We start from the raw sequence: 21,430 nt of genomic DNA, 5'->3' as shown, positions 1-21,430 counted from the left end.
CCCGTCGTCCGACAGGCGCCCGGCCGGGTCTCCCCGGCCGGGCGTTCCGCTGCCGCGGCAGCCCGATCAGCCGGCCGCGGCGAGGACCAGGGGGAGGACCTCACCGCTGCCCGCCCGGCGGAGCAGCCGGGCGGCGACGGCGAGGGTCCAGCCGGAATCCGTGCTGTCGTCCACGAGCAGGACGGGTCCGGCGGCACCGGCCAGTGCCGCGGCCAGCTCGTCGGAGACGGCGAAGGCTCCGGAGAGTGCTCTGAGGCGCTGGGCGGAGTTGCTGCGGCGCGCCGCGTGCGCCCCGTCGGGCCCGGTGTACGTGAGGGAGCCGAGGTACGGCAGGCGCCCGACGTTCGCGATGCCCCGGGCGAGGGAGTCGACCAGCTGGGGCCGGGAGAGCGACGGCACGGCGACGACGCCCACCGGCCGCGCCCCGGCGTCCGGCACGTTCGGAGCCCAGCCGCCCGGCGAACGGGCCCAGTCGGCGAGGACGGCGACGGCGGCCTTCAGGACGTCGTCGGGGACGGGGCCGTCCGGCGCGTTCTCGGCCAGCAGGGGGCGCAGGCGGTTGCCCCAGCCGATGTCCGAGAGCCGGCCGAGGGCCCGGCCGGTGGAGCACTGCTCTCCGGCGGGGATGCGGCCCTTGAGCTCGATCCCGAGGGCCGGCATGCCCGTCGGCCACATGCGCCGGGGCTCGACCTCCACGCCGGGCCGGTCCAGCTCCTTCGCGGCGCCCGTCAGCGCCTCGTTGGACACCGAGGAGCCGATCCAGACACCGGCGCAGTTGTCGCAGCGCCCGCAGGGGACCGCGCCCTCGTCGTCCAGCTGCCGGCGCAGGAACTCCATCCGGCACTCGGACGTGCTCACGTAGTCGCGCATGGCCTGCTGCTCGGCGGCCCGCTGCCGCGCCACCCACGCGTACCGCTCGGTGTCGTACGTCCAGGGCTGCCCGGTGCTCTCCCAGCCCCCCTTGACCCGTCGCACGGCCCCGTCCACGTCGAGGACCTTGAGCATCGTCTCCAGCCGGGTGCGCCGGAGGTCCACCGCGGCCTCCAGGGCCGGGACGGAGAGCGGCCGTCCGGCGTCGGCGAGGGCGGCGAGGGTCTGGCGGACGAGGGTCTCCGGCGGGAAGGCGGTGTCGGCGAAGTAGCGCCAGATCGCCTCGTCCTCCTTGCCGGGCAGCATCAGCACCTCCGCGTGCTCCACGCCGCGGCCCGCGCGGCCCACCTGCTGGTAGTAGGCGATCGGGGACGACGGCGAGCCGAGGTGGATCACGAAGCCCAGGTCGGGCTTGTCGAAGCCCATGCCGAGCGCCGAGGTGGCCACGAGCGCCTTCACCCGGTTCTGCTGGAGGTCGGCCTCGGCCTGGAGCCGGTCCGCGTTCTCCGTGCGGCCGGTGTACGAGTCCACCCGGAAGCCGCGCTGGCGCAGGAAGGCGGTGGCCTCCTCGGCCGCGGCCACGGTGAGCGTGTAGATGATCCCGGAGCCCGGCAGCTCGTCCAGGTGCTCGGCGAGCCAGGCGAGCCGGTGCGCCGCGTCCGGCAGCCGTACGACCCCGAGCCTGAGGCTCTCCCGCTCCAGCGAACCGCGCAGGACCAGCGCCTCGCCGGCGCCGGTGCCCAGCTGCTCGGCCACGTCCGCGGTCACCCGGGCGTTGGCCGTCGCCGTGGTCGCCAGCACCGGCACGCCGGGGGCGAGGTCGCCGAGCATGGCCCGCAGCCGGCGGTAGTCGGGGCGGAAGTCGTGGCCCCAGTCGGAGATGCAGTGCGCCTCGTCGACCACGAGGAGACCGGTGGTGGCGGCGAGCTTGGGCAGCACCTGGTCGCGGAAGTCGACGGAGTTCAGGCGCTCGGGGCTGACGAGGAGGACGTCGGTCTCGCCGCGCTCGACCTCCTCGTAAATCGTGTCCCACTCCTCGGGGTTGGCCGAGTTGATGGTGCGCGCGCGGATCCCGGCCCGCTCCGCCGCCTCGACCTGATTGCGCATCAGGGCGAGCAGCGGGGAGACGATCACCGTGGGGCCGGAGCCCCGCCGTCGCAGCAGGGCGGTGGCGACGAAGTACACCGCCGACTTGCCCCAGCCGGTGCGCTGCACCACCAGCGCGCGGCGGCGCTCCTCCACCAGGGCGGCCACGGCCTGCCACTGGTCCTCGCGCAGCCGCGCGGAGCCGCTCGGGGCGCCGACGAGCTCGGCGAGGATGGCATCGGCTTCGGCGCGGAGGTCCAGGTTGTCCATGCCTCCATGCAACCCGATGGCACTGACAATCGGCGAATCCACCGGCCGTGACGCGGGGGCTCCGGAGCGGAAGGGGTGTTTCCGTCGGTGCGCGCCGTCCAGGGGTGAAACAGGTGGGGAAACGGGGCGTGAACAATGGGCAACTGGGCAGGGATATGAGTGTCATACCGACGCAATCCCGTCAGCGGCCTCAATTGCTCGTTGCCGCTCGCGCACGGCCCAAGCAAGAATTGGGAAACCGCCCCGCACGGCCAGTCGAGCGGTCCGGAAGGACTGTGCCGTGGTGCGCCCTCACCCGACCTTGCCCGCCGCGCGGGCGTGTATCCGAAGGGAGGACCGTGACCCTCGGATTCGCTCCGCCCACAGCCACCTCGATCAGATCGTCGTCCGAGTCCGCCAGCCGCCTCGCCCGGGTACTCGAACCAGCCGAGTGGGCCGCGGCGGGAATCCCCCTGCTGCGCAGTCCGCGCGAGGTCGTCAGCGGACTGCACTCGCGTCACCGGCCCACGCCCGCGACCGCGGTGGTGGCGGTCCTCGACCACGAGGAACGGCTCGCCGCCAGCGCCTCCTTCGTGCGCCGTCCCGTCCCGGCCGACGGCTGGGAGTTCCGCAACGCGCTCCTCGCGCATCTGCGGCGGGTCATCCCGCACGACCTCCGGCGCCGCACCCCGGTGCGGACGGCGGTCCTGCTCTACTGCCGCGACGGCGACGAGCGGTGGACGGAGGAGGACGGGGCCTGGATGTGGGGGCTGCGGGACGCCTGCACGCTCCACGGGCTGCGCTGCGGGGCGTACATCACGCTGACCACGGGAGGCTGGCAGGTGCTCGGGGAGGGCCGTGGAGGCCGTCACCCGAGCTCCGGCTCGTCCCCGCTGGAACTCGGCGACGAGGCGGCCGAACTCGGCCGCCTCACCCCGCGGACGGCCGGCGGGGCGGCCGAGCCCCTGCGCCGCGCCGCGGCCCGCTGAGCCACTGACGCCGGTACCGCCGGGTCCTGCCCGGGACGCCCGACCCGGGACACCCGAGACGCCCCGGACGCCTGACCCGGACACCCGAGAGGCCCCGGACGCCGCGCCGGGCCCGTACGGACCCGGCGCGGCACCGCATGACACCGGTCGCCGGAAGCGGGTGGCCGGACCCGGTCTCAGACCAGGTGCGACCGGCCGGACCCCGTCGGTCAGACCCCGGCACCCAGCGCGGCGGTGATGCGCTGGGGGTCGCCGCAGACGACGAACAGCGCGGTCGCGCGGGTCATCGCCGTGGGCAGGATCCGGGCGGTGGCCTCGTCGTCGCCCCCGTTGACGGCGACGATCACGACGGGACGGGCCGCGGCCCGCTCCACGGCGGCGGCGTCCGCGAAGAACACGTCCTCACGGGTGTCCTGCTGGCCCCAGTAGGCGGCCTCGCCGAAGGACAGCTCGTGCGTGGCCCACGGGTGCGGGTCGCCGGTGGTGAGCACCAGGACGTCGCCCGGGGCGCGCCCGCTCTCCAGGAGCATGTCCAGCGCCTCCTCGGCGGCGTCGAGAGCGCCGTCGGCGGGGGCGGGGATCAGCTGGAGCTGCGGGGCGTCGCGCCGGTCGGAACGATTCTCCTGACGGCCGGACGGGGACTGCCCGGCACCGGGGTGCGGGCGGGGCGCCGGCGGGGCGGGCCTGGCGGGGCCAGGACCCGGGCTCCCGGGGCGCGGGGAGGCCGCGGAACGCGGACCGGGTACGGGACGGGGGGTCGGCGCGGGGCGGCCGGCGGCCGGAGTGGCGCGGGGACCCTGGGCACTCTCGTGAATCTGAGGCTCCTCGGGGATGAGAGGCATGAGTGGATGTCTATCAAATGTCGCTGCGCGCGGCAGCGGCGGGTGGGCACACAGGTGCCCACCGGCTGTCGTGTCGGCCCGGGACGGGCTCGGCAGCCGGAAGTTCAGAAGTCGAAGCCGAGTTGGCCCCCGCTCTCCAGCGCGGCCGCCTCGGCGGAGAGGCGGACCTTCTTGAGGTGCCGCCACCGCGGCAGGGCGTCCAGATAGGACCAGGAGAGCCGGTGGTGCGGGGTGGGCCCCAGCTCCTCGAGGGCGGCCTTGTGGACCGGCGAGGGGTAGCCCGCGTTGGCGGCGAATCCGTACGGCACACAGGCCGCGGACTCGGTTCCGAGCCCGGCCATGAGGTCGTCGCGGCGGACCTTGGCGATGACGGAGGCCGCGGCCACGGCGACGCAGGACTGGTCGCCCTTGATCACCGTGCGGACCTGCCACGGGGCGCCGAGGTAGTCGTGCTTGCCGTCGAGGATCACCGCGTCGGGCCGCACCGGCAGCCCTTCGAGGGCCCGGACGGCCGCGAGCCGCAGCGCCGCGGTCATGCCGAGGCTGTCTATCTCCTCGGGGGAGGCGTCGCCGAGCGCGTAGGCGGTGACCCACCGCTCCAGCTCGGCGGCGAGCGCGGTGCGGCGCTTGGGGGTGAGCAGCTTGGAGTCCGTCAGGCCCTCGGGGGGTCGGCGCAGGCCCGTGACGGCCGCGCAGACCGTGACGGGGCCGGCCCATGCCCCGCGCCCGACCTCGTCGACCCCGGCGACGATCTTGGCGCCGGTGGTGGCTCGGAGCGATCGCTCGACGGTGTGGGTGGGGGGTTCGTACGGCATGGCGCCAGACAGGTTACGCCGCCTGGTGCCGCCCGCGACACCCGGATTCCCCCCGGGCGCCGCCGGCTCCCGTCCCGCGCGTCTCGATTCGCTGCCGCGCACACCGGAACGCGCACGGAACCCCCGGACACCGGCCCTCACGGTCGTACGGCATCACCTTCGCGAAGGGAGGGCGAGGGAGCGGGTTCCGGCGGCCTCAGCCGGTGGCCGACGGCACCCACTCCGGGAGCGCCTCGGTCCGGTCGAGCCATGCCGCGGGCGGGGCGCCCGCGACGGTCGCGGCCACCACTCCTCCGGCGATCGCGCAGGTCGTGTCGACGTCACCGCCGACCTGGGCCGTGGTCCAGAAGACCTGCTCGAAGTCGCCGAGGGCGCGCGCCGCCGACCAGAGGGCGAACGGCACGGTGTCGTGCGCGCTCGTCCGCCGCCCGCTGCCGAGGACGGCCGCGACCGTGCCGGCGTCGCCGTAGTCGAGCATGTCGCGGGCCCTGCGCAGTCCGGCGCCGACCGCGCTGCGCGGCACGAGGGCGACGACGCCGTCGAGCAGGGCCTCGGGGGTGGGCGGCCCCGCCGGGTCGGCCGCGAGGGCCGCCGCGGCGGCGACCGCCATGGCGCCCACCACGGCCTCACGGTGCTGGTGGGTGGTGTACGCCGAGATCTCGGCCTGGTGGGTGGCCTGCTCGGGGTCGTCCGCGTACCAGGCGCCGAGGGGCGCGATCCGCATGGCGGCGCCGTTGCCCCAGGAGCCCTGCCCGTTGAAGAGCGCGGCGGCGAGTTCTCGCCAGTCGCCGCCCTCCCTGATGAGCCGGAGCATCCGGTTGACCGCGGGCCCGTAGCCCCGGTCGAAGTCGTGGTGTGCGGCGAAGGACGCGGCGAGCGCGTCCTGGTCGATCCTGCCGTGGTGGGCGAGGACGGCCAGCACGGAGCAGGCCATCTCCGTGTCGTCGGTCCACTGCCAGGATCCGGACGGCAGCTCGCGCCGCTTCAGCAGGGGGTAGTGGGCGGGAACGAAGAACTGGGAGCCCAGGGCGTCTCCCACGGACAGCCCGCGCAGGCTGGCCAGGGCGCGGTCGAAGCGCCGGTCGAGAGAGGAGTCAGCGGTCATCGCTCCGCCACTCTATCCGGTGGACCCGTACGGTTCCGGGGTGCGCCAGCGTTCGAACGGCCGGTCAAGGCGGTACCTGCCGTCCTCACCGAGCAGCAGCGTCCGCGTCTCGGCGTTGCCCGGGTTCGACAGCGACTCGAAGTCGGCGACGGTCCAGTGGAACCAGCGCATGCAGAACAGGCGCATGGTCAGCCCGTGGGTGACGAGGAGGACGTTCGGCGGGTGGTCGGGCGCCTCGAAACTGCGGTACAGGCTCTCCAGGAACGCCCCGACGCGGTCGTAGACGTCGGCCCCGGACTCTCCCTGGGCGAAGCGGTAGAAGAAGTGCCCGTACGCGTCCCGGTAGGCCTTCTGGAGGCGCACGTCCTCCCGGTCCTGCCAGTTTCCCCAGTCCTGTTCCCGCAGCCGCGGCTCCTCGCGCACCCGGACGCGGTCCGGCGGCAGCCGGAAGGCGCGGAGCGTCTCGTGGGTCCTGCGGTACGGCGAGACGTAGACGCTGACCGCCTCCTCGCCGAACAGCGCCCGCAGCCGCTCCCCGGTCGCCTCCGCCTGGCGCCGTCCGGTCGCGGTGAGCCGGAGGGCGTGGTCGGGCTCCCGTTCGTACACCGTGTCATCGGCATTGCCCTCGGACTCTCCGTGCCGTACGAGGACGATGCGCCGCGGTCGTGCCATACCCCGACCCTAGATCGCCGCCCGGGAGGGGGCGCGGCCGAGGGGGGCCGAGGTGCCAGGAGGGAGGGTCAGACGGTCCAGGAGGGCTCGAGCTGCACCACGTCCCCGGTCAGCGCGGCCACGTCGGCCTCCGTCTGGGCCCGCAGACCGAGCCGTTCGATCCGCTCCACCCGGTACTTCCCGTGCTCCGCCTCCGACCGCCACAGCGACAGCACCAGGAACTCACTGCCCGGCGCCTCGCCGAACAGCCCCCGCAGCATGCCGGGCGACCCGGCCATCGCCGGATTCCACACCTTCTCCTGCATCAGGGCGAAGTGCTCGGCGCGCTCCTCGTGGACCCGGCAGTGCGCCACGCGCGCCACGTCGGCGTCCGCGAACCGCGGTTCGAAGCCCGTCTTCACGTCGAAGCGGTGGTCGAACAACGTGACCTGCGCGTCCTTGAACGTGCCGGCCTGCGAGGCCGCCAGCCGGTCGTGGGACCGCGCCATGAAGGAGTCGTAGAAGGCACGGCTCTCCCAGAACGCGAAGACGTGGGCGACGTCCGGCCGACTCCGGCTCCACCCGCCGCCCTGCCCCCGGAACCCCGGCTCACCGAGCAGCCCCGCCCATTTCCGCTGCCCCCGCTCGAAACCTCGGCGGTCCGTCACGGTGCAGCGAATCCACTTGACCAGCACCGCGCCATCGTACGGGCCGGGGAACCGCCCAGACAGACCGTCTCGGCGACCCGTCGGGCGCGGGCGCCCCACGCCGAGGCACCTCGGCGTCCCGGGCGAGGGGCCGAGAGCCGATTCGAGCCAGAGGTGCGTCGGAATCCGGCTCCTCGGAGCTCCCTGGGGCGCTCCGTCCCGCCGGCCCCGGCCCTTCTGTCGGACCCCCGTGACACCATGAACCGACAGCCCGTCACCAAGGGCTGCGGGCGGAGCGAGGTTCGGGGAGAGCATGCGCGCGAGGGCGCGCGTGGAGAGGGGGAAGCACCGTGAGCGGATTGAACAAGGGCGTCGGCAAGGTCGAGGTGGCGCTCCGATGGGACCCGGCGCCCGCCGGCGCACCGGCCCACGACCTGGACCTCGTGGCCGGGGTCTTCACGGCTGAGCAGCCCTACGGGCCGCCGGCGTATCTGGTGCACTTCGACAGCCGCTCCCCCGACGGCACGATCACCCTGCACCGCGACAGCCAGACGGGCCAGGGGTTCGGGTACGACGAGGCGATGACCCTGGAGCTGAACCGGCTGGCGCCGCGGTACGCCCGGGTGGTCGTGGGGGTCGCCATACAGCAGGGCGGCGGGCGCCTCACCTTCGGCGACATAGCAGGCGCGGGCGTGCGGGTGCGCGAGGGGTACACGGACCTCGCCCTGCACGACTTCGCCGACGTGGCGGAGGCTCGGTCGGCGACGGTCGCCGAGTTCACGCGGGGCGCGGACGGCTGGTCGCACCGGCCGCTGCGCCACGGCTTCGACGCGGACCCGCGGCAGTTCGCGTCGCTGCTCGGCGCCGACCGCTCCTGACCCCTCACGTCCGGGACGGGACCGGCTCCCGCAGCCTCCGAAGACCCCGAAGGGGCACCGACCGGTGGTCGGCGCCCCTTCGGAAGTCGCCCGGATCAGCTGCAGCCGCTGGTCGAGCCGCAGCCCTCGCAGATGTAGCAGGAGCCGGCCCGCTGCATCTTCGTGCCGCAGGAGAAGCAGAGCGGCGCGTCGGCGCTGATGCCGAGCTGCATCTCCACGAGCTCCGCGGAGGTGTGGGCCTGCTTCGGAGCCAGGGCCGGAGCGGGCGCCTCGGCCTTCGGGGCCGGGGCCGCGACGGCCTTCAGCTCCTGGGTGCGCGGGGCGGACTGGGCCAGGGCCTCGACGTCGACCTCGTCCTCGGCCGGCTCGTACGAACCGGTCTCCAGGTGGCGCTGACGCTCCTCGGCCGAGTGGATGCCGAGCGCGGAGCGGGTCTCGAAGGGGAGGAAGTCGAGCGCCAGGCGGCGGAAGATGTAGTCGACGATCGACTGCGCCATCCGCACGTCCGGGTCGTCCGTCATGCCGGCCGGCTCGAAGCGCATGTTGGTGAACTTCGAGACGTACGTCTCCAGCGGGACGCCGTACTGCAGACCGACGGAGACGGCGATGGAGAAGGCGTCCATCATGCCGGCGAGGGTCGAACCCTGCTTGGACATCTTCAGGAAGACCTCGCCGAGACCGTCGTCCGGGTAGGAGTTGGCGGTCATGTAACCCTCGGCGCCGCCGACGGTGAAGGAGGTGGTGATCCCCGGACGGCCCTTGGGCAGGCGCTTGCGGACCGGGCGGTACTCGACGACCTTCTCGACGGCCTCGCGGATCGTCGCCTCGGACTTCGCGGTGACCTCGGCCTTCTCGTCCTCCTTCTTCTTGGCGGAGAGCGGCTGGCCGACCTTGCAGTTGTCGCGGTAGATCGCGAGCGCCTTGACGCCGAGCTTCCAGGCCTCGAAGTAGATCTCCTCGACCTCCTCGACGGTCGCCGTCTCCGGCATGTTGACCGTCTTGGACAGGGCGCCGGAGATCCAGGGCTGGATCGCGGCCATCATGCGGACGTGGCCCATCGCGGAGATGGAGCGCTCGCCCATGGCGCAGTCGAAGACCTCGTAGTGCTCGGTCTTCAGACCGGGGGCGTCGATCACGTTGCCGTGGTCGGCGATGTGGGCGACGATCGCCTCGATCTGCTCCTCCTGGTAGCCCAGGCGGCGCAGGGCCTGCGGGACGGTGCCGTTGACGATCTGCATCGAGCCGCCGCCGACCAGCTTCTTGAACTTGACCAGGGCGAGGTCGGGCTCCAGGCCGGTGGTGTCGCAGGACATCGCGAGACCGATGGTGCCGGTCGGGGCGATGACGGACGCCTGGGAGTTGCGGAAGCCGTTCTTGGCGCCGAGGCGGATCACGTCCTGCCAGGCCTCCGTGGCGGCGGCCCAGATCGGGGTGTCCAGGTCGTCCATGCGGACGGCCTTGTCGTTGGCGTCGGCGTGCTGCCGCATGACGCGCTGGTGCGGCTCGGCGTTGCGGGCGTAGCCGTCGTAGGCGCCGACGACCGCGGCGAGCTCGGCGGAGCGCTTGTACGAGGTGCCGGTCATCAGGGAGGTGATGGCACCGGCGAGGGCGCGGCCGCCGTCGGAGTCGTACGCGTGACCGGTCGCCATCAGCAGGGCGCCGAGGTTGGCGTATCCGATGCCGAGCTGGCGGAAGGCGCGGGTGTTCTCACCGATCTTCTGGGTGGGGAAGTCGGCGAAGCAGATGGAGATGTCCATCGCGGTGATGACGAGCTCGACGACCTTGGCGAAGCGCTCGACGTCGAAGGACTGGTTGCCCTTGCCGTCGTCCTTGAGGAACTTCATGAGGTTGAGCGAGGCGAGGTTGCAGGACGTGTTGTCCAGGTGCATGTACTCGCTGCAGGGGTTCGAGCCGTTGATGCGGCCGGACTCCGGGCAGGTGTGCCAGTGGTTGATCGTGTCGTCGTACTGGATGCCCGGGTCGGCGCAGGCCCAGGCCGCCTCGGCCATCTTGCGGAAGAGGGACTTGGCGTCGACCTCCTCGATGACCTCGCCGGTCATGCGGGCGCGCAGACCGAACTTCCCGCCGGACTCCACGGCCTTCATGAACTCGTCGTTCACGCGGACGGAGTTGTTGGCGTTCTGGTACTGGACGGACGTGATGTCGTCGCCGCCCAGGTCCATGTCGAAGCCCGCGTCGCGCAGCGCGCGGATCTTCTCCTCCTCCTTGACCTTGGTCTCGATGAAGTCCTCGATGTCGGGGTGGTCGACGTCGAGGATGACCATCTTGGCCGCGCGGCGGGTGGCGCCGCCCGACTTGATCGTTCCCGCGGAGGCGTCGGCGCCGCGCATGAAGGAGACCGGGCCGGAGGCGTTGCCGCCGGAGGAGAGGAGCTCCTTGGAGGAGCGGATGCGGGAGAGGTTCAGGCCGGCGCCGGAGCCGCCCTTGAAGATCATGCCCTCTTCCTTGTACCAGTCGAGGATCGACTCCATGGAGTCGTCGACGGCCAGGATGAAGCAGGCGGAGACCTGCTGGGGCTGCGGGGTGCCGACGTTGAACCAGACCGGCGAGTTGAAGCTGAAGATCTGGTGCAGGAGGGCGTAGGCCAGCTCGTGCTCGAAGATCTCGGCGTCGGCGGGCGAGGCGAAGTAGCCGTAGTCCTCGCCGGCCTTCGTGTACGTCTTCACGATCCGGTCGATGAGCTGCTTGAGACCGGTCTCGCGCTGCGGGGTGCCGACGGCCCCGCGGAAGTACTTGCTGGTGACGATGTTGACCGCGTTCACCGACCAGAAGTCGGGGAACTCGACGCCACGCTGCTCGAAGTTGATCGAGCCGTCGCGCCAATTGGTCATGACGACGTCACGGCGCTCCCAGGTCACCTCGTCGTACGGATGCACGCCGGGGGTGGTGTGGATGCGCTCGATTCGCAGGCCCTTGCTCGCCGCCTTGGTTCCCTTGGTGCGGGAACCACGTGCCGGACCGCTCGCCGTCTCTGTCATGCCGCCTCCCATATACGGGCAAAACACCCTTTGGCACCCAGATAGTCCCAGGGCACCGTCTTCTGTACTGCGTTCTGTACTGCTGCCACGAGCGCCGCGCTGGTCTGCTCGGGGCACGTCTGTCGGGGCCGCCCGGCACCCGGTCACCGGGCCGCCGCCGGCCCGGTCCGCCGATCAGTCGGCGGCGGTGGCGGGAACGGGGACCTCGGGGGTCGCACCGGTCCCGCGATTCTCAGCGGGAGGCCGCTCGCGGAGTTCCGCGATCGCGGCCTCGAAGTCTTCGAGGCTGTCGAAAGCCTTGTACACGGACGCGAAGCGCAGGTACGCGACGAGGTCGAGTTCCTGCAGCGGGCCGAGGATGGCCAGGCCCACGTCGTGGGTGGTCAGCTCGGCGCTCCCGGTGGCGCGCACCGCCTCCTCGACCCGCTGGCCGAGCTTGGCGAGGGCGTCCTCGGTGACCGGCCGCCCCTGGCACGCCTTGCGCACGCCGGAGATGACCTTGGTACGGCTGAAGGGTTCCGTGACGCCGGACCGCTTCACCACCATGAGGCTGCACGTCTCCACCGTGGTGAAGCGGCGGGAGCAGCCGGGGCACTGGCGGCGGCGTCGGATCGACGTGCCGTCGTCGGTGGTGCGACTGTCGACGACCCGGCTGTCGGGGTGCCTGCAGAAGGGGCAGTGCATTGGTTCCGACCCTCCCTCACGGCACGACTGACTGACCTCGCCGGTCCCGTCAAGGCCCTGCGAGGCGACCCCCAGCATAGGCGATGCGAGGACCCCCGGCAGACCGGGGACCACTACCCCTGGGTGGTCGGTGACATCCAACCACTAGATCTTGGGTTGAGGGCGACTTGGATGCCCTCCGCGTGTCGCGGGCGGCCAGGCCCCGCTTCCCCCGTACGGATGGGAGACTGGAGGGGCACACCCGGCGCGCCGGGCCCAGCGGCGAAGGCTACCGTAGGGGCCGGTTCGGGCCGCGGGCGAGTTCGCCCATACACCCCCGCACATGCGCACGTAAGGCAATCTGCGGATTTTCACTCGAACGTGTGTTTGGCGCAACCTTTCGAAAGCCACTACCGTTGTGCCAGCCAGGGAGACCATTCGAGAGGGGCCGACGACGTGACCACCACCGCAGACAGCGCCACCATCACCGCCCAGGACCGCTCCCAGGGCCGACTCGAGCCGGTGCACTCGATGAATGACACGGGCATGAACGACGAGGAGGCAGGGCGCCCCGCCCGCGCCCTCCCCGGGCGCCCCCCAGGCATCAGGGCCGACAGCTCCGGCCTCACCGACCGCCAGCGCCGGGTGATCGAGGTCATCCGCGACTCCGTCCAGCGTCGTGGCTACCCGCCGTCGATGCGCGAGATCGGCCAGGCGGTCGGACTGTCCAGCACGTCCTCGGTCGCCCACCAGCTGATGGCCCTGGAGCGCAAGGGCTTCCTCCGTCGCGACCCCCACCGCCCCCGGGCCTACGAGGTGCGCGGTTCCGACCAGCCCAGCACCCAGCCCACCGACACCACGGGCAAGCCGGCCGCTTCGTACGTCCCCCTCGTCGGCCGGATCGCCGCCGGTGGCCCCATCCTGGCGGAGGAGTCCGTCGAGGACGTCTTCCCCCTCCCCCGGCAGCTGGTGGGCGACGGCGAGCTCTTCGTCCTGAAGGTCGTCGGCGACTCCATGATCGAAGCCGCCATCTGTGACGGCGACTGGGTCACCGTGCGCCGCCAGCCCGTCGCGGAGAACGGCGACATCGTCGCCGCCATGCTCGACGGCGAGGCCACCGTGAAGCGCTTCAAGCGCGAGGACGGCCACGTCTGGCTGCTCCCGCACAACGCGGCGTACCAGCCCATCCCCGGCGACGAGGCCACCATCCTCGGCAAGGTCGTGGCGGTGCTTCGGCGGGTGTGACCCCATCCGCCGGTTCGACCGGGCCCCGGGACCCACTGCGCCGGTCCCGGGGCCCGCTCCGTGCCCGCGCCTCTCCCCCGCCGTACGGCCGACCCGTCAGGCCCCGGCCGCCTGCGAGGCGGCGTCGATCGCCGCGAGCGACTTGCGCACCTGGTTCCGGTCCGTGGTGTACCAGAAGTCCGGGAGCGAGGCCTTCAGGTAGCTGCCGTAGCGGGCCGTGGCGAGGCGCGGGTCGAGCACCGCGACCACCCCTCGGTCACCCGTGGCCCGCACGAGCCGGCCCGCTCCCTGGGCCATCAGCAGGGCCGCGTGCGTGGCGGCGACGGCCATGAAGCCGTTGCCGCCCGCCTCCTCCACCGCCTTCTGGCGGGCGCTCATCAGCGGATCGTCCGGGCGCGGGAACGGGATCTTGTCCATGACGACCAGCTGGCAGCTGGGCCCCGGCACGTCCACGCCCTGCCACAACGACAGCGTGCCGAAGAGACACGTGCGGGGATCCGCCGCGAAGTTCTTGATCAGCTCGCCGAGCGTGTCCTCGCCCTGGAGGAGGATCGGCAGCTCGGGAACCCGGACCCGCAGCTCCTCGGCCGCCTGCTGGGCCGCGCGCATCGACGAGAAGAGACCGAGGGTGCGCCCGCCGGCCGCCTGCATCAGCTCGGCGAGCTCGTCCACCATGTCACCGCGGTCCCCGTCCCGCGCGGGCCGCGCGAGGTGCTTGGCGACGTACAGGATGCCCTGCTTGGGGTAGTCGAACGGCGAGCCGACGTCGATGCCCTTCCAGACGGGCACGTCCTCGCCCGTGGTGCCCTCCGGGGCGAGGCCGAGCGAGGCCCCCACTCCGTTGAAGTCGCCGCCGAGCTTCAGCGTGGCCGAGGCGAGCACGACCGAACGCTCCGAGAACAGCTTCTCGCGCAGCAGGCCGGAGACGCTGAGCGGGGCGACCCGCAGCGACGCACCGAAGCGGTCGTGGCGCTCGTACCAGACGACGTCCCACTCCGAGCCCTGCGTGATGCGCTCCGCGACGCCGTGCACGGTCTCGACGGAGGCCATGGCCTGCCTCCGCACGGCGTCCTCGTCCTGGACGGACCGGTCCCGGGTGGAGCCAAGCGCCGTGATCACGGCCCTGGCGGCGTCCCGCAGCGCCATCAGCGCGTACGAGAGGTCCTCCGGGATCTTCTCCAGACGGCCCGGCAGGGCCAGCTCCATGACCCGCTCGAATCCCTCCGCAGCGGTCTGGAGCTGGTCGGCGACCTTCTCGTCCACCAGCTTCGCCGCCCGGCGCACGGCACGGTTGACCTGGCCGGGGGTGAGCTCGCCGGTGGCGACGCCGGTCACCCGGGAGACCAGCTCGTGGGCCTCGTCGACGATCAGCACCTCGTGCTGGGGAAGGACAGGGGCGCCCTCGATGGCGTCGATGGCGAGCAGGGCGTGGTTGGTGACCACGACGTCGGCGAGCTTGGCGCGCTCGCGCGCGGACTCGGCGAAGCACTCCGCCCCGTACGCGCACTTGCTCGCGCCCAGGCACTCCCGGGAGGAGACCGAGACCTGCGCCCACGCCCGGTCGGAGACGCCGGGCGTCAGGTCGTCCCGGTCACCGGTCTCCGTCTCGTCCGCCCAGTCCCGCAGCCGCAGCAGGTCCTGCCCCAGCTTGCTGGTCGGCGCCGCCGCCTCGAAGGGGTCGAAGAGGCCGTCCTCCTCGTCCTGCGGCACCCCCTCGTGGAGCCGGTGCAGGCAGAGGTAGTTCGACCGGCCCTTGAGCATGGCGAACTGCGGTCGGCGGCGCAGCTGCGGGTGCAGCGCCTCGACCGTCCGCGGCAGGTCGCGCTCGACCAGCTGGCGCTGGAGCGCCAGCGTGGCCGTGGCCACCACGACACGCTCTCCGTGGGCCAGCGCCGGCACGAGATAGCCCAGGGACTTTCCCGTGCCGGTGCCCGCCTGGACGAGGAGGTGGGAGTTGTCGTCGATGGCCTCGGCCACGGCCTCGGCCATGGTGACCTGGCCGGGCCGCTCCGTGCCGCCGACGGCGGCGACGGCGGCGTGGAGGAGGTCGGGGAGGGATGGCTTCGTCATAGCCCTTCCAGCCTACGGGGCGGCACCGACAGCCCGGTCACGCGCGCACCTCAGGCGAGGGGGTTCGGGACCGTGCCGTGGACCGCCGCGTGGGGGCGCTCGGGCCGGTCGCGGTAGCCGTCGAGGTGGAGTCGGTTGCGGTTGAGGCAGAGCCGCTCGATGCGGGGGGTGAGGAGATCGAAGAGCTCGAACCGTTCCTTCAGCTCGGGGAAGCGTGCCTGGTGGCCGAGGATCTCCGCGCGCACGAGCTCCCAGAAGTCCTCTTCGGCGACGCCGAGTTGTTCCTGGCAGAGCGGGGCGAGATAGCGGAAGACTCCGACGAAAAGCCCCGAATGGATGAACTGGACGAGGAAGTCGGGCTCCTCGGTGAGCAGCACGGCACGGACGTCGTCCGGCATGGTGGCGTGCTCGGGCAGCGGCCGGGCGCTGACGTTGACGTCGTCGACGAAGTCCTTGATCGCCAGGCGTACGGGTACGTCGTGCTCGTCGTAGACGACGATGGCGTTCTCGCCGTGCGGGGAGAAGACCGTGCCGTACCGGTAGAGGAAGTGCAGCAGGGGCGGCAGCAGCGCGGCGAAGAGGTGCCGGAGCCAGACGGCGGGGGCCAGCCCTGACCGCTCGACGAGTTCCGCGACGAAGGCGCGGCCGTCCGGGTCGGTGTGGAGCAGGGCGGCGAGCGTGCGAGCGCGCTCGCCGGGGGGCAGCCGGAGGGGCTCGCGCCAGATCGCGCCGAGCAGTTCCTTGTACTGGTACGGGACTTCGGGCAGCCGGTCGTAGAGGGGGTGCTCGACGGTGACGGAGGCGACCTCGCCGAGGAGGATCACGCCGCATTCGTCGCGGAGGAAGGGGTCGGCGTCGCGAAGGCCGTGGACCCAGGCGGTCACGGCGGGTGCGGCGAGTGTCCGCTCGGTGGGGAGGCCCCGCCAGACGAGGGTGTTGAGGACCGAGAGCGGGAGCTTCACGGTGTGCCGGTCGGGGCGGGTGGTGTTGAGGAAGGTACGGACGGACTGCTGGGGCAGGCGGAGGTCCGCGTCGGCGGAGAGCGGAACGACGGCGCCGGCCGCGACGGCGGGGGCGTAGAGCGGGAGCACGGTCTCGTCCCACTGCCAGGGGTGGACGGGCAGCAGGAGGTATTCGTCGGGCTGGTGGCCGCGGGCGGCGAGTTCGGTCCGGAAGGCCTCGTGGACCTCGGGGTCGAGTTCCCGGGCGTAGAGGCGGTCGGGGGTGTCGAGGCCGGGGACGCCGCGGTAGGCGGCGATGCGGTTGCTGACGGCGATCCAGGGGAGCCGGGTGGCCCGGCGGGCCTCGGGCGCCCACTGGGCGGCGTCGCCGGCGGAGAAGCCGATGCGGCCCTTGTTGAGGACGAGCCAGGGGTGGCCGGTCTGGTGGCCTTCGAGTGCGGCGTAGGAGAGGTCGGCGAGCCGGGTTGCGGGCAGGGCCGTGCGGTCGAGGCGGGCGTCGGCGGCGAGCGTGGCGGAGAGCTCGCGGATGAGGTGGCCGAGCGTGGCGCCGTCCAGGGCGAGGAGGCGCCGGGCGCGGACCAGGAAGTCGAAGGGGTCGGTCCAGGGCCGGCCGTCGTGGGTGATCGACGCGGGGTCGACGCGCCAGCTGTCGTAGGCGCCGCGGCGGGCGGTGAAGGTGAGCGTGGTGCCGTCGTCGAGGGTGAGCGCGTAGCGGTCGGGGCCGTCCTGCGGGAGGGGGACGGGGGTGAGGATCTGTTCGTAGGAGAACTCCGCCAGCGCCTTGGCGAGGAGGCGGGAGGAGGCGCGGGTCCAGACGGCGGCGGTCAGCTCGGGGGGTGCCAGCAGGGCCGGCGCCGGGACGGGCGCGGGCTGAGCGGGGTGAGTGGAGTCGTGGGGTGCAGGGGACGTCGACACGAGGTCTCCTCGGATGGGGAACCGCTGCGGGACGAGCGGTGTATGTAAGACAGAGGGGCGATCACAGAACGTGACGGAGGGACCGGTCGCGGATCATGAGCGCCGCTCGTTTGTCGGGGAGATCGACTTCCGCCGCGTAGCGGAAGCCGCCGCTGAGGAAGGCGGAGACGGAGGGGGTGTTGCGGATGTCGGGTTCGGCGACGACGCGGGTGCACCGGGGACGGTGGTCGAGGACGAGATCGGCGACGGCGCGCAGCAGTGCCGTGCCGACGCCGCGTCCCCGGTCGGCGACGCCTCCGAGGAGGAGATGGATACCGGTGTCGTGGGGGCGCGCCGGGTAGTGGCGGGCGAGGGGGTCGAGGTCGGCGCGGTAGATCTCGAAGTAGCTCATCGGTGTGGAGTCGAGTACGCCGATGCAGGGGACGCTGCGCCCGTCGCCCTCCAGCTGGGTCCTGAGGTGGTCGGCGGTGACGCTCTCCGGCCCGGCGAGCTCCCAGAAGGCGGCGACGGCGGGGTCGTTCATCCAGCGCGTGAGGACCGGCAGATCACGTTCGGGGCGCACGGGGACGAGCTGGAAGGTGCCGACCGGGGTGGTTGTGGGGCCCCAGGAGGCGACCGCGTCGAGGAGGTCGCCGTCGAGGAGTCCGCCGTCCGGGGACGGTGACGGCTCTCGGGCGGCGAGGAGGGCGACGAGGTCGTCGATCCTCAGGTCCAGGGTGTCGTCCCCGGGTGGTTCGACCGGTGGATGGGTGGATGGCACGGTGTCGCTCTCCTCTCGACGGCGCGGGCTCCGGCGGTAGTTCAGGGACGGAGGGGGTTGGTGATCGTGACGTAGACGGACTGGGTGTCGACCGGGCCGACGAGTTCGTCCAGGCCGTGGAGCCGGGTGAGGAGGTTGGCCTTGCTCCGCAGGGTGGCGGCTTCCAGGAGCCGGTGCGGCAGGGGTGAGCCGAGGCTGGTGGCGCTGGTGAGGAAGCTGCGGAAGGCGGCGAGCAGGACGCGCTCGTCGGCGAGGTGCTGGGAGCCGAAGGCTCCGATCAGGCCGAGGACGTTGTTGATGCCGAGGTAGTAGGCGAAGCGTTCGTCGGTGACCTGGTCGGAGACGAAGGTGTCGCTGTGTGCGCCGATGCCGGGGAGGCGGCTCTCCAGCTCGCCGCGGTGGGACTCGCGGAAGTAGTAGCCCTGGTTGTCGCGGTAGCGGCCGCCGACGGGCCAGCCGTCGGGGTCGAGGAGGACCAGGGTGTTCTGCTGGTGGGCCTCCAGGGCGATGCCGGCGTGGCCGTCGAGCCAGAGGACGGGGCGGACGACCTGGTCGAGGTAGCGCAGGAACCACTCGGCCGAGACGGCCGCGGTGGGGCGGCCGGTGCGGGAGGAGAGGCGGCCGATGACGTCGGCGAGGCGGGAGCGCAGACCGGTGGCGCCGGGCCACGGGCGGGGTGCGGTGAGGGAGGCGATGCAGACGGCGTCGTCGCCGGGCCCGAAGGGGTTGTGGCGGATCATGACGTCGAGGCCGGGGACCGGGGTGCCGTCCTGGTCGTCCACGGCGAGCCAGGCGGGGTCGCGGACGATGTCGAAGCCGGGGTGGACCGCCTGCCACTCGTCGACGAGGCCGGTGCGGAGGAGCCGGTGGACCTCGACGCCGCGGTGGAGTTCCTTGCGGAGGTTCTCCCGGCGGGAGTTGGTGATGCGGAGGCCGAGGGAGAGCTTGAGCATCGCCCGGGCGCCGGGGCGGTGCACGGTGCGGACGGAGGAGGTGGGGTGCCAGGGGCTCCCGTGGGTGCCGAGGTCGAAGAGGAGGCCGTCGTCGAAGAGGGCGCACACCTCGGGGCGGTGCATCAGTTCGCGCGCCTGCCAGGGGTGGAGGGGCAGGGGGACGGTGGCTGCGGGGTGGTGGACGCCTTCGGCGAGGCCGAGGACGAGCTGCTCGGCGGTGACGAGCCGGCCCTGTTCGGTCCAGGCGGAGTCGGTGGCGAGGAGGGAGTCGTCAACGGCGATCCAGTGGAGGGGGAAGGAGCCGTGGAGTTCGGGTGAGTAGAGCCGGGACTCGGCGTCGGAGAGCCCCTCGCGGCTCTTGGGGGTGGGGTGGAGGGGGTGGCCGAAGAGGAGGGCCTGCTCGGCGGCGAGGAACAGGTCGGCGTCCTGCGGGGGCTCGGGGTCGAGGCGTCGCTCGGCGAGGAAGTGCGCGGTCCGGCGGGCGGAGTCGGCGACCCTGGCGACGAGTTCGGTGCCCTCGGGACGGGCGGTCTCGCGGCTGAGCAGGGCGGCGACGGTGACGGCGTCGACGGTCGGGGCGGAGCTGGGCAGGCCTTCGAGGGTCGGGCTGCCGAGGCGGTGCAAGCCGGTGGGTGACCAGTAGCGGACGGGGACGAGAAGGGCGGTGCCGCTGGCGTCGAGGGGGACGCGCAGGGTGGTGGAGGCGGGGGCGGGGAGGTTCTTCTCCCGGATCCAGCAGCGGAGGAGGTGCTCGATGGCGGCCGTGTCGGCGGCGCGCCGCGGATCGGGGTCGTCCAGGGGGTCCGGCCCGCCCTGGTGGGTGTCGGGCGTCGGAAGGGAGGCCGAGGTGGCGGACGGTGAGGCGGTGGGCCGGGGGTCGTACGGACCGGAGTGCTGGCGCGGGACGACGTGTTCCTCGGCGGTGTCCGGGGCGTCGGTCTCGGGCGCCTGGGGGGTGGGGCTCGCGTTCACGGGGCTTCCTTGGGGGTGTGGCCGGGGAAGGTCCGGTCAGTGGGACGGTCCGGTGTCGTTCCGGTGGGCCGTGGCCCTGAGGGAGACGGACGGTCGGGGGGTGTGGGCCCGCTCGGCGGCGGCGAGGGCGTCGGCGAGGCGGTCGAGGACGGCGGTGGCCTGCTCGTCCGTGAGGGTGAGCGGCGGCAGCAGCCGGACCACGGCGGAGTGGCGACCGCCGAGTTCGACGATGAGGCCGCGGGCGAGGCACTCCTGCTGGACGGCGCGGGCGAGTTCGGGGGCGGCGGGCGGCACCGGGTCGTCGGGTCCGGCGGCCTCGGGGTCGACGAGTTCGACGCCGATCATCAGGCCCCGGCCGCGGACGTCGCCGACGCAGGGGTGGGCGGCGGCGAGGCCCTGGAGTAGGGCGAGCATGCGGGCGCCGAGGGTGCCGGCGCGTTCGGCGAGCCGGTTCTCGCGGACGTACGCGAGGGTGGCGGCGCCGGCGGCCATGGCCAGCTGGTTGCCGCGGAAGGTGCCCGCGTGGGCGCCGGGCTCCCAGGCGTCGAGCTCGGAGCGGTAGACGATGACGGCGAGGGGGAGGGAGCCGCCGATGGCCTTGGAGAGGACCATCACGTCGGGGACGACACCGCTGTGCTCGACGGCCCAGAAGGCGCCGGTGCGGCCGACGCCCGTCTGCACCTCGTCGACGACGAGGGGGATCGACCGCTCGGCGGTGACGCGGCGCATGCGGCGCAGCCAGTCGTCGGGGGCGGGGATGACCCCGCCCTCGCCCTGGACGGCCTCGACGATCATTCCCGCGGGGGTGGTGACGCCGCTCTTGGGGTCGTCGAGCAGGCTCTCGGTCCAGCGGGCGGCCAGTTCGGCGCCGCGTTCGCCGCCGACGCCGAAGGGGCAGCGGTAGTCCTGCGGATAGGGCAGCCGGGTCACACGGACGTCGGTCGCTCCGCCCGAGGCGTCCAGGGCTCCGGCGGTCATGCCGTGGTAGGCGCCGGTGAAGGCGAGGAGCCCGCTGCGGCCGGTCGCGGTGCGGACCAGTTTGAGGGCGGCTTCGACGGCGTCGGTGCCGGCGGGTCCGCAGAACTGGATGCGGGCGTCGTCGGCGAGCCGGCCGGGCAGGGTGGCGAAGAGTTCGGAGGTGAAGGCGTCCTTGACCGGGGTGGCGAGGTCGAGCACATGGAGCGGGGCCCCGGAGTCGAGGACCTTCCGGACGGCCTCCAGGACCACGGGGTGGTTGTGGCCGAGCGCCAGGGTCCCGGCGCCGGAGAGACAGTCGAGGTAGCGGCGTCCGTCGGCCCCCTCGATGGTGAGCCCCCGGGCGCGCACGGGCACGATCGGGAGCGAGCGCGCGTAGGTGCGCGCGGCGGACTCGCGTTGGGACTGACGGCGCAGGATGCCCTCGTATCCCCCGCCGTATCCCCCCGCGTGTGCGTCCGGTGCCAGGGACGGGGCTGATTCGGTCACGGCCACGGCTCGGTGTCCTCCCGCTGTAACAGTTGCGTTGCACATCGGCCCGCCCCGGAGCCGCCCCCCATGGGCCGCCCTGAACGCCACCGTTGTGTCCCCCGTACGTACCAACGACGGGAACTCCCGGGGATCACGGGCCCGGGACAAGTTCCTCGGCGTGTCCCGGATCACGGGCCGGCAACGGCTGTGCCGGGTTCGGAACCGGTGGCCGGGCGCGTACCGTCCCCTCCGGCACCGGCATAGTGGGGGGTCGGCCGGCCGTGGTCCGGTCTTCGGCCGTCGTTCACTCATG

16 protein-coding genes are annotated in these 21,430 nt (G+C 72.9%); 3 read left to right on the top strand and 13 right to left on the bottom strand.

Translation table 11 applies throughout. The features are described 5' to 3' along the window. Positions 1 to 66: 66 nt before the first annotated feature. Entirely contained in the window at positions 67 to 2,226 is a 2,160-nt protein-coding gene (locus tag ACWDVG_RS16030) for a RecQ family ATP-dependent DNA helicase (protein ID WP_451699784.1), read from the bottom strand. Between the two features lie 338 nt (positions 2,227 to 2,564). Between ACWDVG_RS16030 and ACWDVG_RS16025 the strand changes: the two genes are divergently transcribed. Continuing rightward, on the top strand, positions 2,565 to 3,194 hold the full coding sequence (locus ACWDVG_RS16025; RefSeq protein ID WP_451699783.1) for a hypothetical protein: 630 nt from the start codon (positions 2,565 to 2,567) through the stop codon (positions 3,192 to 3,194). A gap of 209 nt (positions 3,195 to 3,403) precedes the next feature. Here ACWDVG_RS16025 and ACWDVG_RS16020 read toward each other — a convergent pair whose 3' ends face one another. From ACWDVG_RS16020 to ACWDVG_RS16000, 5 genes are all read right to left on the bottom strand, one after another. After that, complete coding sequence (locus ACWDVG_RS16020) at positions 3,404 to 4,036, bottom strand: hypothetical protein (RefSeq protein WP_451699782.1); 633 nt, start codon at positions 4,034 to 4,036, stop codon at positions 3,404 to 3,406. A gap of 104 nt (positions 4,037 to 4,140) precedes the next feature. Further along, on the bottom strand, positions 4,141 to 4,851 hold the full coding sequence (locus ACWDVG_RS16015) for a ribonuclease HII (protein WP_451699781.1): 711 nt from the start codon (positions 4,849 to 4,851) through the stop codon (positions 4,141 to 4,143). Positions 4,852 to 5,047: 196 nt separating this feature from the next. Further along, positions 5,048 to 5,956 carry an ADP-ribosylglycohydrolase family protein gene (locus ACWDVG_RS16010; protein WP_451699780.1) on the bottom strand — a complete coding sequence of 303 codons (909 nt, stop codon included), beginning with the start codon at positions 5,954 to 5,956 and terminating at the stop codon, positions 5,048 to 5,050. A gap of 12 nt (positions 5,957 to 5,968) precedes the next feature. Further along, a complete protein-coding gene (locus tag ACWDVG_RS16005; RefSeq protein ID WP_451699778.1) occupies positions 5,969 to 6,628 on the bottom strand; it encodes a histidine phosphatase family protein in 660 nt (219 codons plus the stop codon). Positions 6,629 to 6,696: 68 nt separating this feature from the next. After that, complete coding sequence (locus ACWDVG_RS16000) at positions 6,697 to 7,302, bottom strand: YdbC family protein (protein WP_451699777.1); 606 nt, start codon at positions 7,300 to 7,302, stop codon at positions 6,697 to 6,699. Positions 7,303 to 7,604: 302 nt separating this feature from the next. On the opposite strand from ACWDVG_RS16000, the gene ACWDVG_RS15995 reads away from it, so the two are divergent. Next, positions 7,605 to 8,132, top strand: a complete 528-nt coding sequence (locus ACWDVG_RS15995) for a TerD family protein (RefSeq protein WP_451699776.1) — start codon at positions 7,605 to 7,607, stop codon at positions 8,130 to 8,132. Positions 8,133 to 8,227: 95 nt separating this feature from the next. Here ACWDVG_RS15995 and ACWDVG_RS15990 read toward each other — a convergent pair whose 3' ends face one another. Together ACWDVG_RS15990 and nrdR are read right to left on the bottom strand one after the other, a co-directional pair. After that, positions 8,228 to 11,131, bottom strand: coding sequence for a vitamin B12-dependent ribonucleotide reductase (locus ACWDVG_RS15990; RefSeq protein ID WP_451699775.1), 2,904 nt, complete (start codon positions 11,129 to 11,131; stop codon positions 8,228 to 8,230). 174 nt (positions 11,132 to 11,305) lie between these two features. Continuing rightward, on the bottom strand, positions 11,306 to 11,815 hold the full coding sequence (gene nrdR / locus ACWDVG_RS15985; protein ID WP_451699774.1) for a transcriptional regulator NrdR: 510 nt from the start codon (positions 11,813 to 11,815) through the stop codon (positions 11,306 to 11,308). A gap of 435 nt (positions 11,816 to 12,250) precedes the next feature. Between nrdR and lexA the strand changes: the two genes are divergently transcribed. Continuing rightward, positions 12,251 to 13,039: a transcriptional repressor LexA gene (gene lexA / locus ACWDVG_RS15980; protein ID WP_451699773.1), complete on the top strand. Its 789-nt coding sequence runs from the start codon at positions 12,251 to 12,253 to the stop codon at positions 13,037 to 13,039. A gap of 96 nt (positions 13,040 to 13,135) precedes the next feature. Here lexA and ACWDVG_RS15975 read toward each other — a convergent pair whose 3' ends face one another. The 5 genes from ACWDVG_RS15975 to ACWDVG_RS15955 form a co-directional block, all read right to left on the bottom strand. Then, positions 13,136 to 15,109 carry an ATP-dependent DNA helicase gene (locus ACWDVG_RS15975; protein WP_451699772.1) on the bottom strand — a complete coding sequence of 658 codons (1,974 nt, stop codon included), beginning with the start codon at positions 15,107 to 15,109 and terminating at the stop codon, positions 13,136 to 13,138. A 50-nt stretch (positions 15,110 to 15,159) separates the two neighbouring features. Beyond that, on the bottom strand, positions 15,160 to 16,986 hold the full coding sequence (locus ACWDVG_RS15970) for an IucA/IucC family protein (protein WP_451699771.1): 1,827 nt from the start codon (positions 16,984 to 16,986) through the stop codon (positions 15,160 to 15,162). Positions 16,987 to 17,047: 61 nt separating this feature from the next. Next, positions 17,048 to 17,746: a GNAT family N-acetyltransferase gene (locus ACWDVG_RS15965; protein ID WP_451699770.1), complete on the bottom strand. Its 699-nt coding sequence runs from the start codon at positions 17,744 to 17,746 to the stop codon at positions 17,048 to 17,050. Between the two features lie 41 nt (positions 17,747 to 17,787). Beyond that, complete coding sequence (locus tag ACWDVG_RS15960; RefSeq protein WP_451699769.1) at positions 17,788 to 19,671, bottom strand: IucA/IucC family protein; 1,884 nt, start codon at positions 19,669 to 19,671, stop codon at positions 17,788 to 17,790. Positions 19,672 to 19,707: 36 nt separating this feature from the next. Then, positions 19,708 to 21,141 carry a diaminobutyrate--2-oxoglutarate transaminase family protein gene (locus ACWDVG_RS15955; protein ID WP_451699768.1) on the bottom strand — a complete coding sequence of 478 codons (1,434 nt, stop codon included), beginning with the start codon at positions 21,139 to 21,141 and terminating at the stop codon, positions 19,708 to 19,710. Between the last annotated feature and the right edge of the window lie 289 nt (positions 21,142 to 21,430).

The sequence above is a fragment of the Streptomyces sp. NPDC003327 genome, assembly GCF_053589515.1.
The sequence above is the reverse complement of the archived record's forward strand: the minus strand, read 5'-3'. Positions and strand labels throughout refer to the sequence as shown.

What these genes read in the sequence shown, in the direction of transcription:
- ACWDVG_RS16030 (WP_451699784.1), bottom strand. Translation starts at nt 2,226, where the DNA reads ATGGACAACCTGGACCTCCGCGCCGAAGCCGATGCCATCCTCGCCGAG.
- ACWDVG_RS16020 (WP_451699782.1), bottom strand. Translation starts at nt 4,036, where the DNA reads ATGCCTCTCATCCCCGAGGAGCCTCAGATTCACGAGAGTGCCCAGGGT.
- ACWDVG_RS16015 (WP_451699781.1), bottom strand. Translation starts at nt 4,851, where the DNA reads ATGCCGTACGAACCCCCCACCCACACCGTCGAGCGATCGCTCCGAGCC.
- ACWDVG_RS16010 (WP_451699780.1), bottom strand. Translation starts at nt 5,956, where the DNA reads ATGACCGCTGACTCCTCTCTCGACCGGCGCTTCGACCGCGCCCTGGCC.
- ACWDVG_RS16005 (WP_451699778.1), bottom strand. Translation starts at nt 6,628, where the DNA reads ATGGCACGACCGCGGCGCATCGTCCTCGTACGGCACGGAGAGTCCGAG.
- ACWDVG_RS15990 (WP_451699775.1), bottom strand. Translation starts at nt 11,131, where the DNA reads ATGACAGAGACGGCGAGCGGTCCGGCACGTGGTTCCCGCACCAAGGGA.
- nrdR (WP_451699774.1), bottom strand. Translation starts at nt 11,815, where the DNA reads ATGCACTGCCCCTTCTGCAGGCACCCCGACAGCCGGGTCGTCGACAGT.
- ACWDVG_RS15975 (WP_451699772.1), bottom strand. Translation starts at nt 15,109, where the DNA reads ATGACGAAGCCATCCCTCCCCGACCTCCTCCACGCCGCCGTCGCCGCC.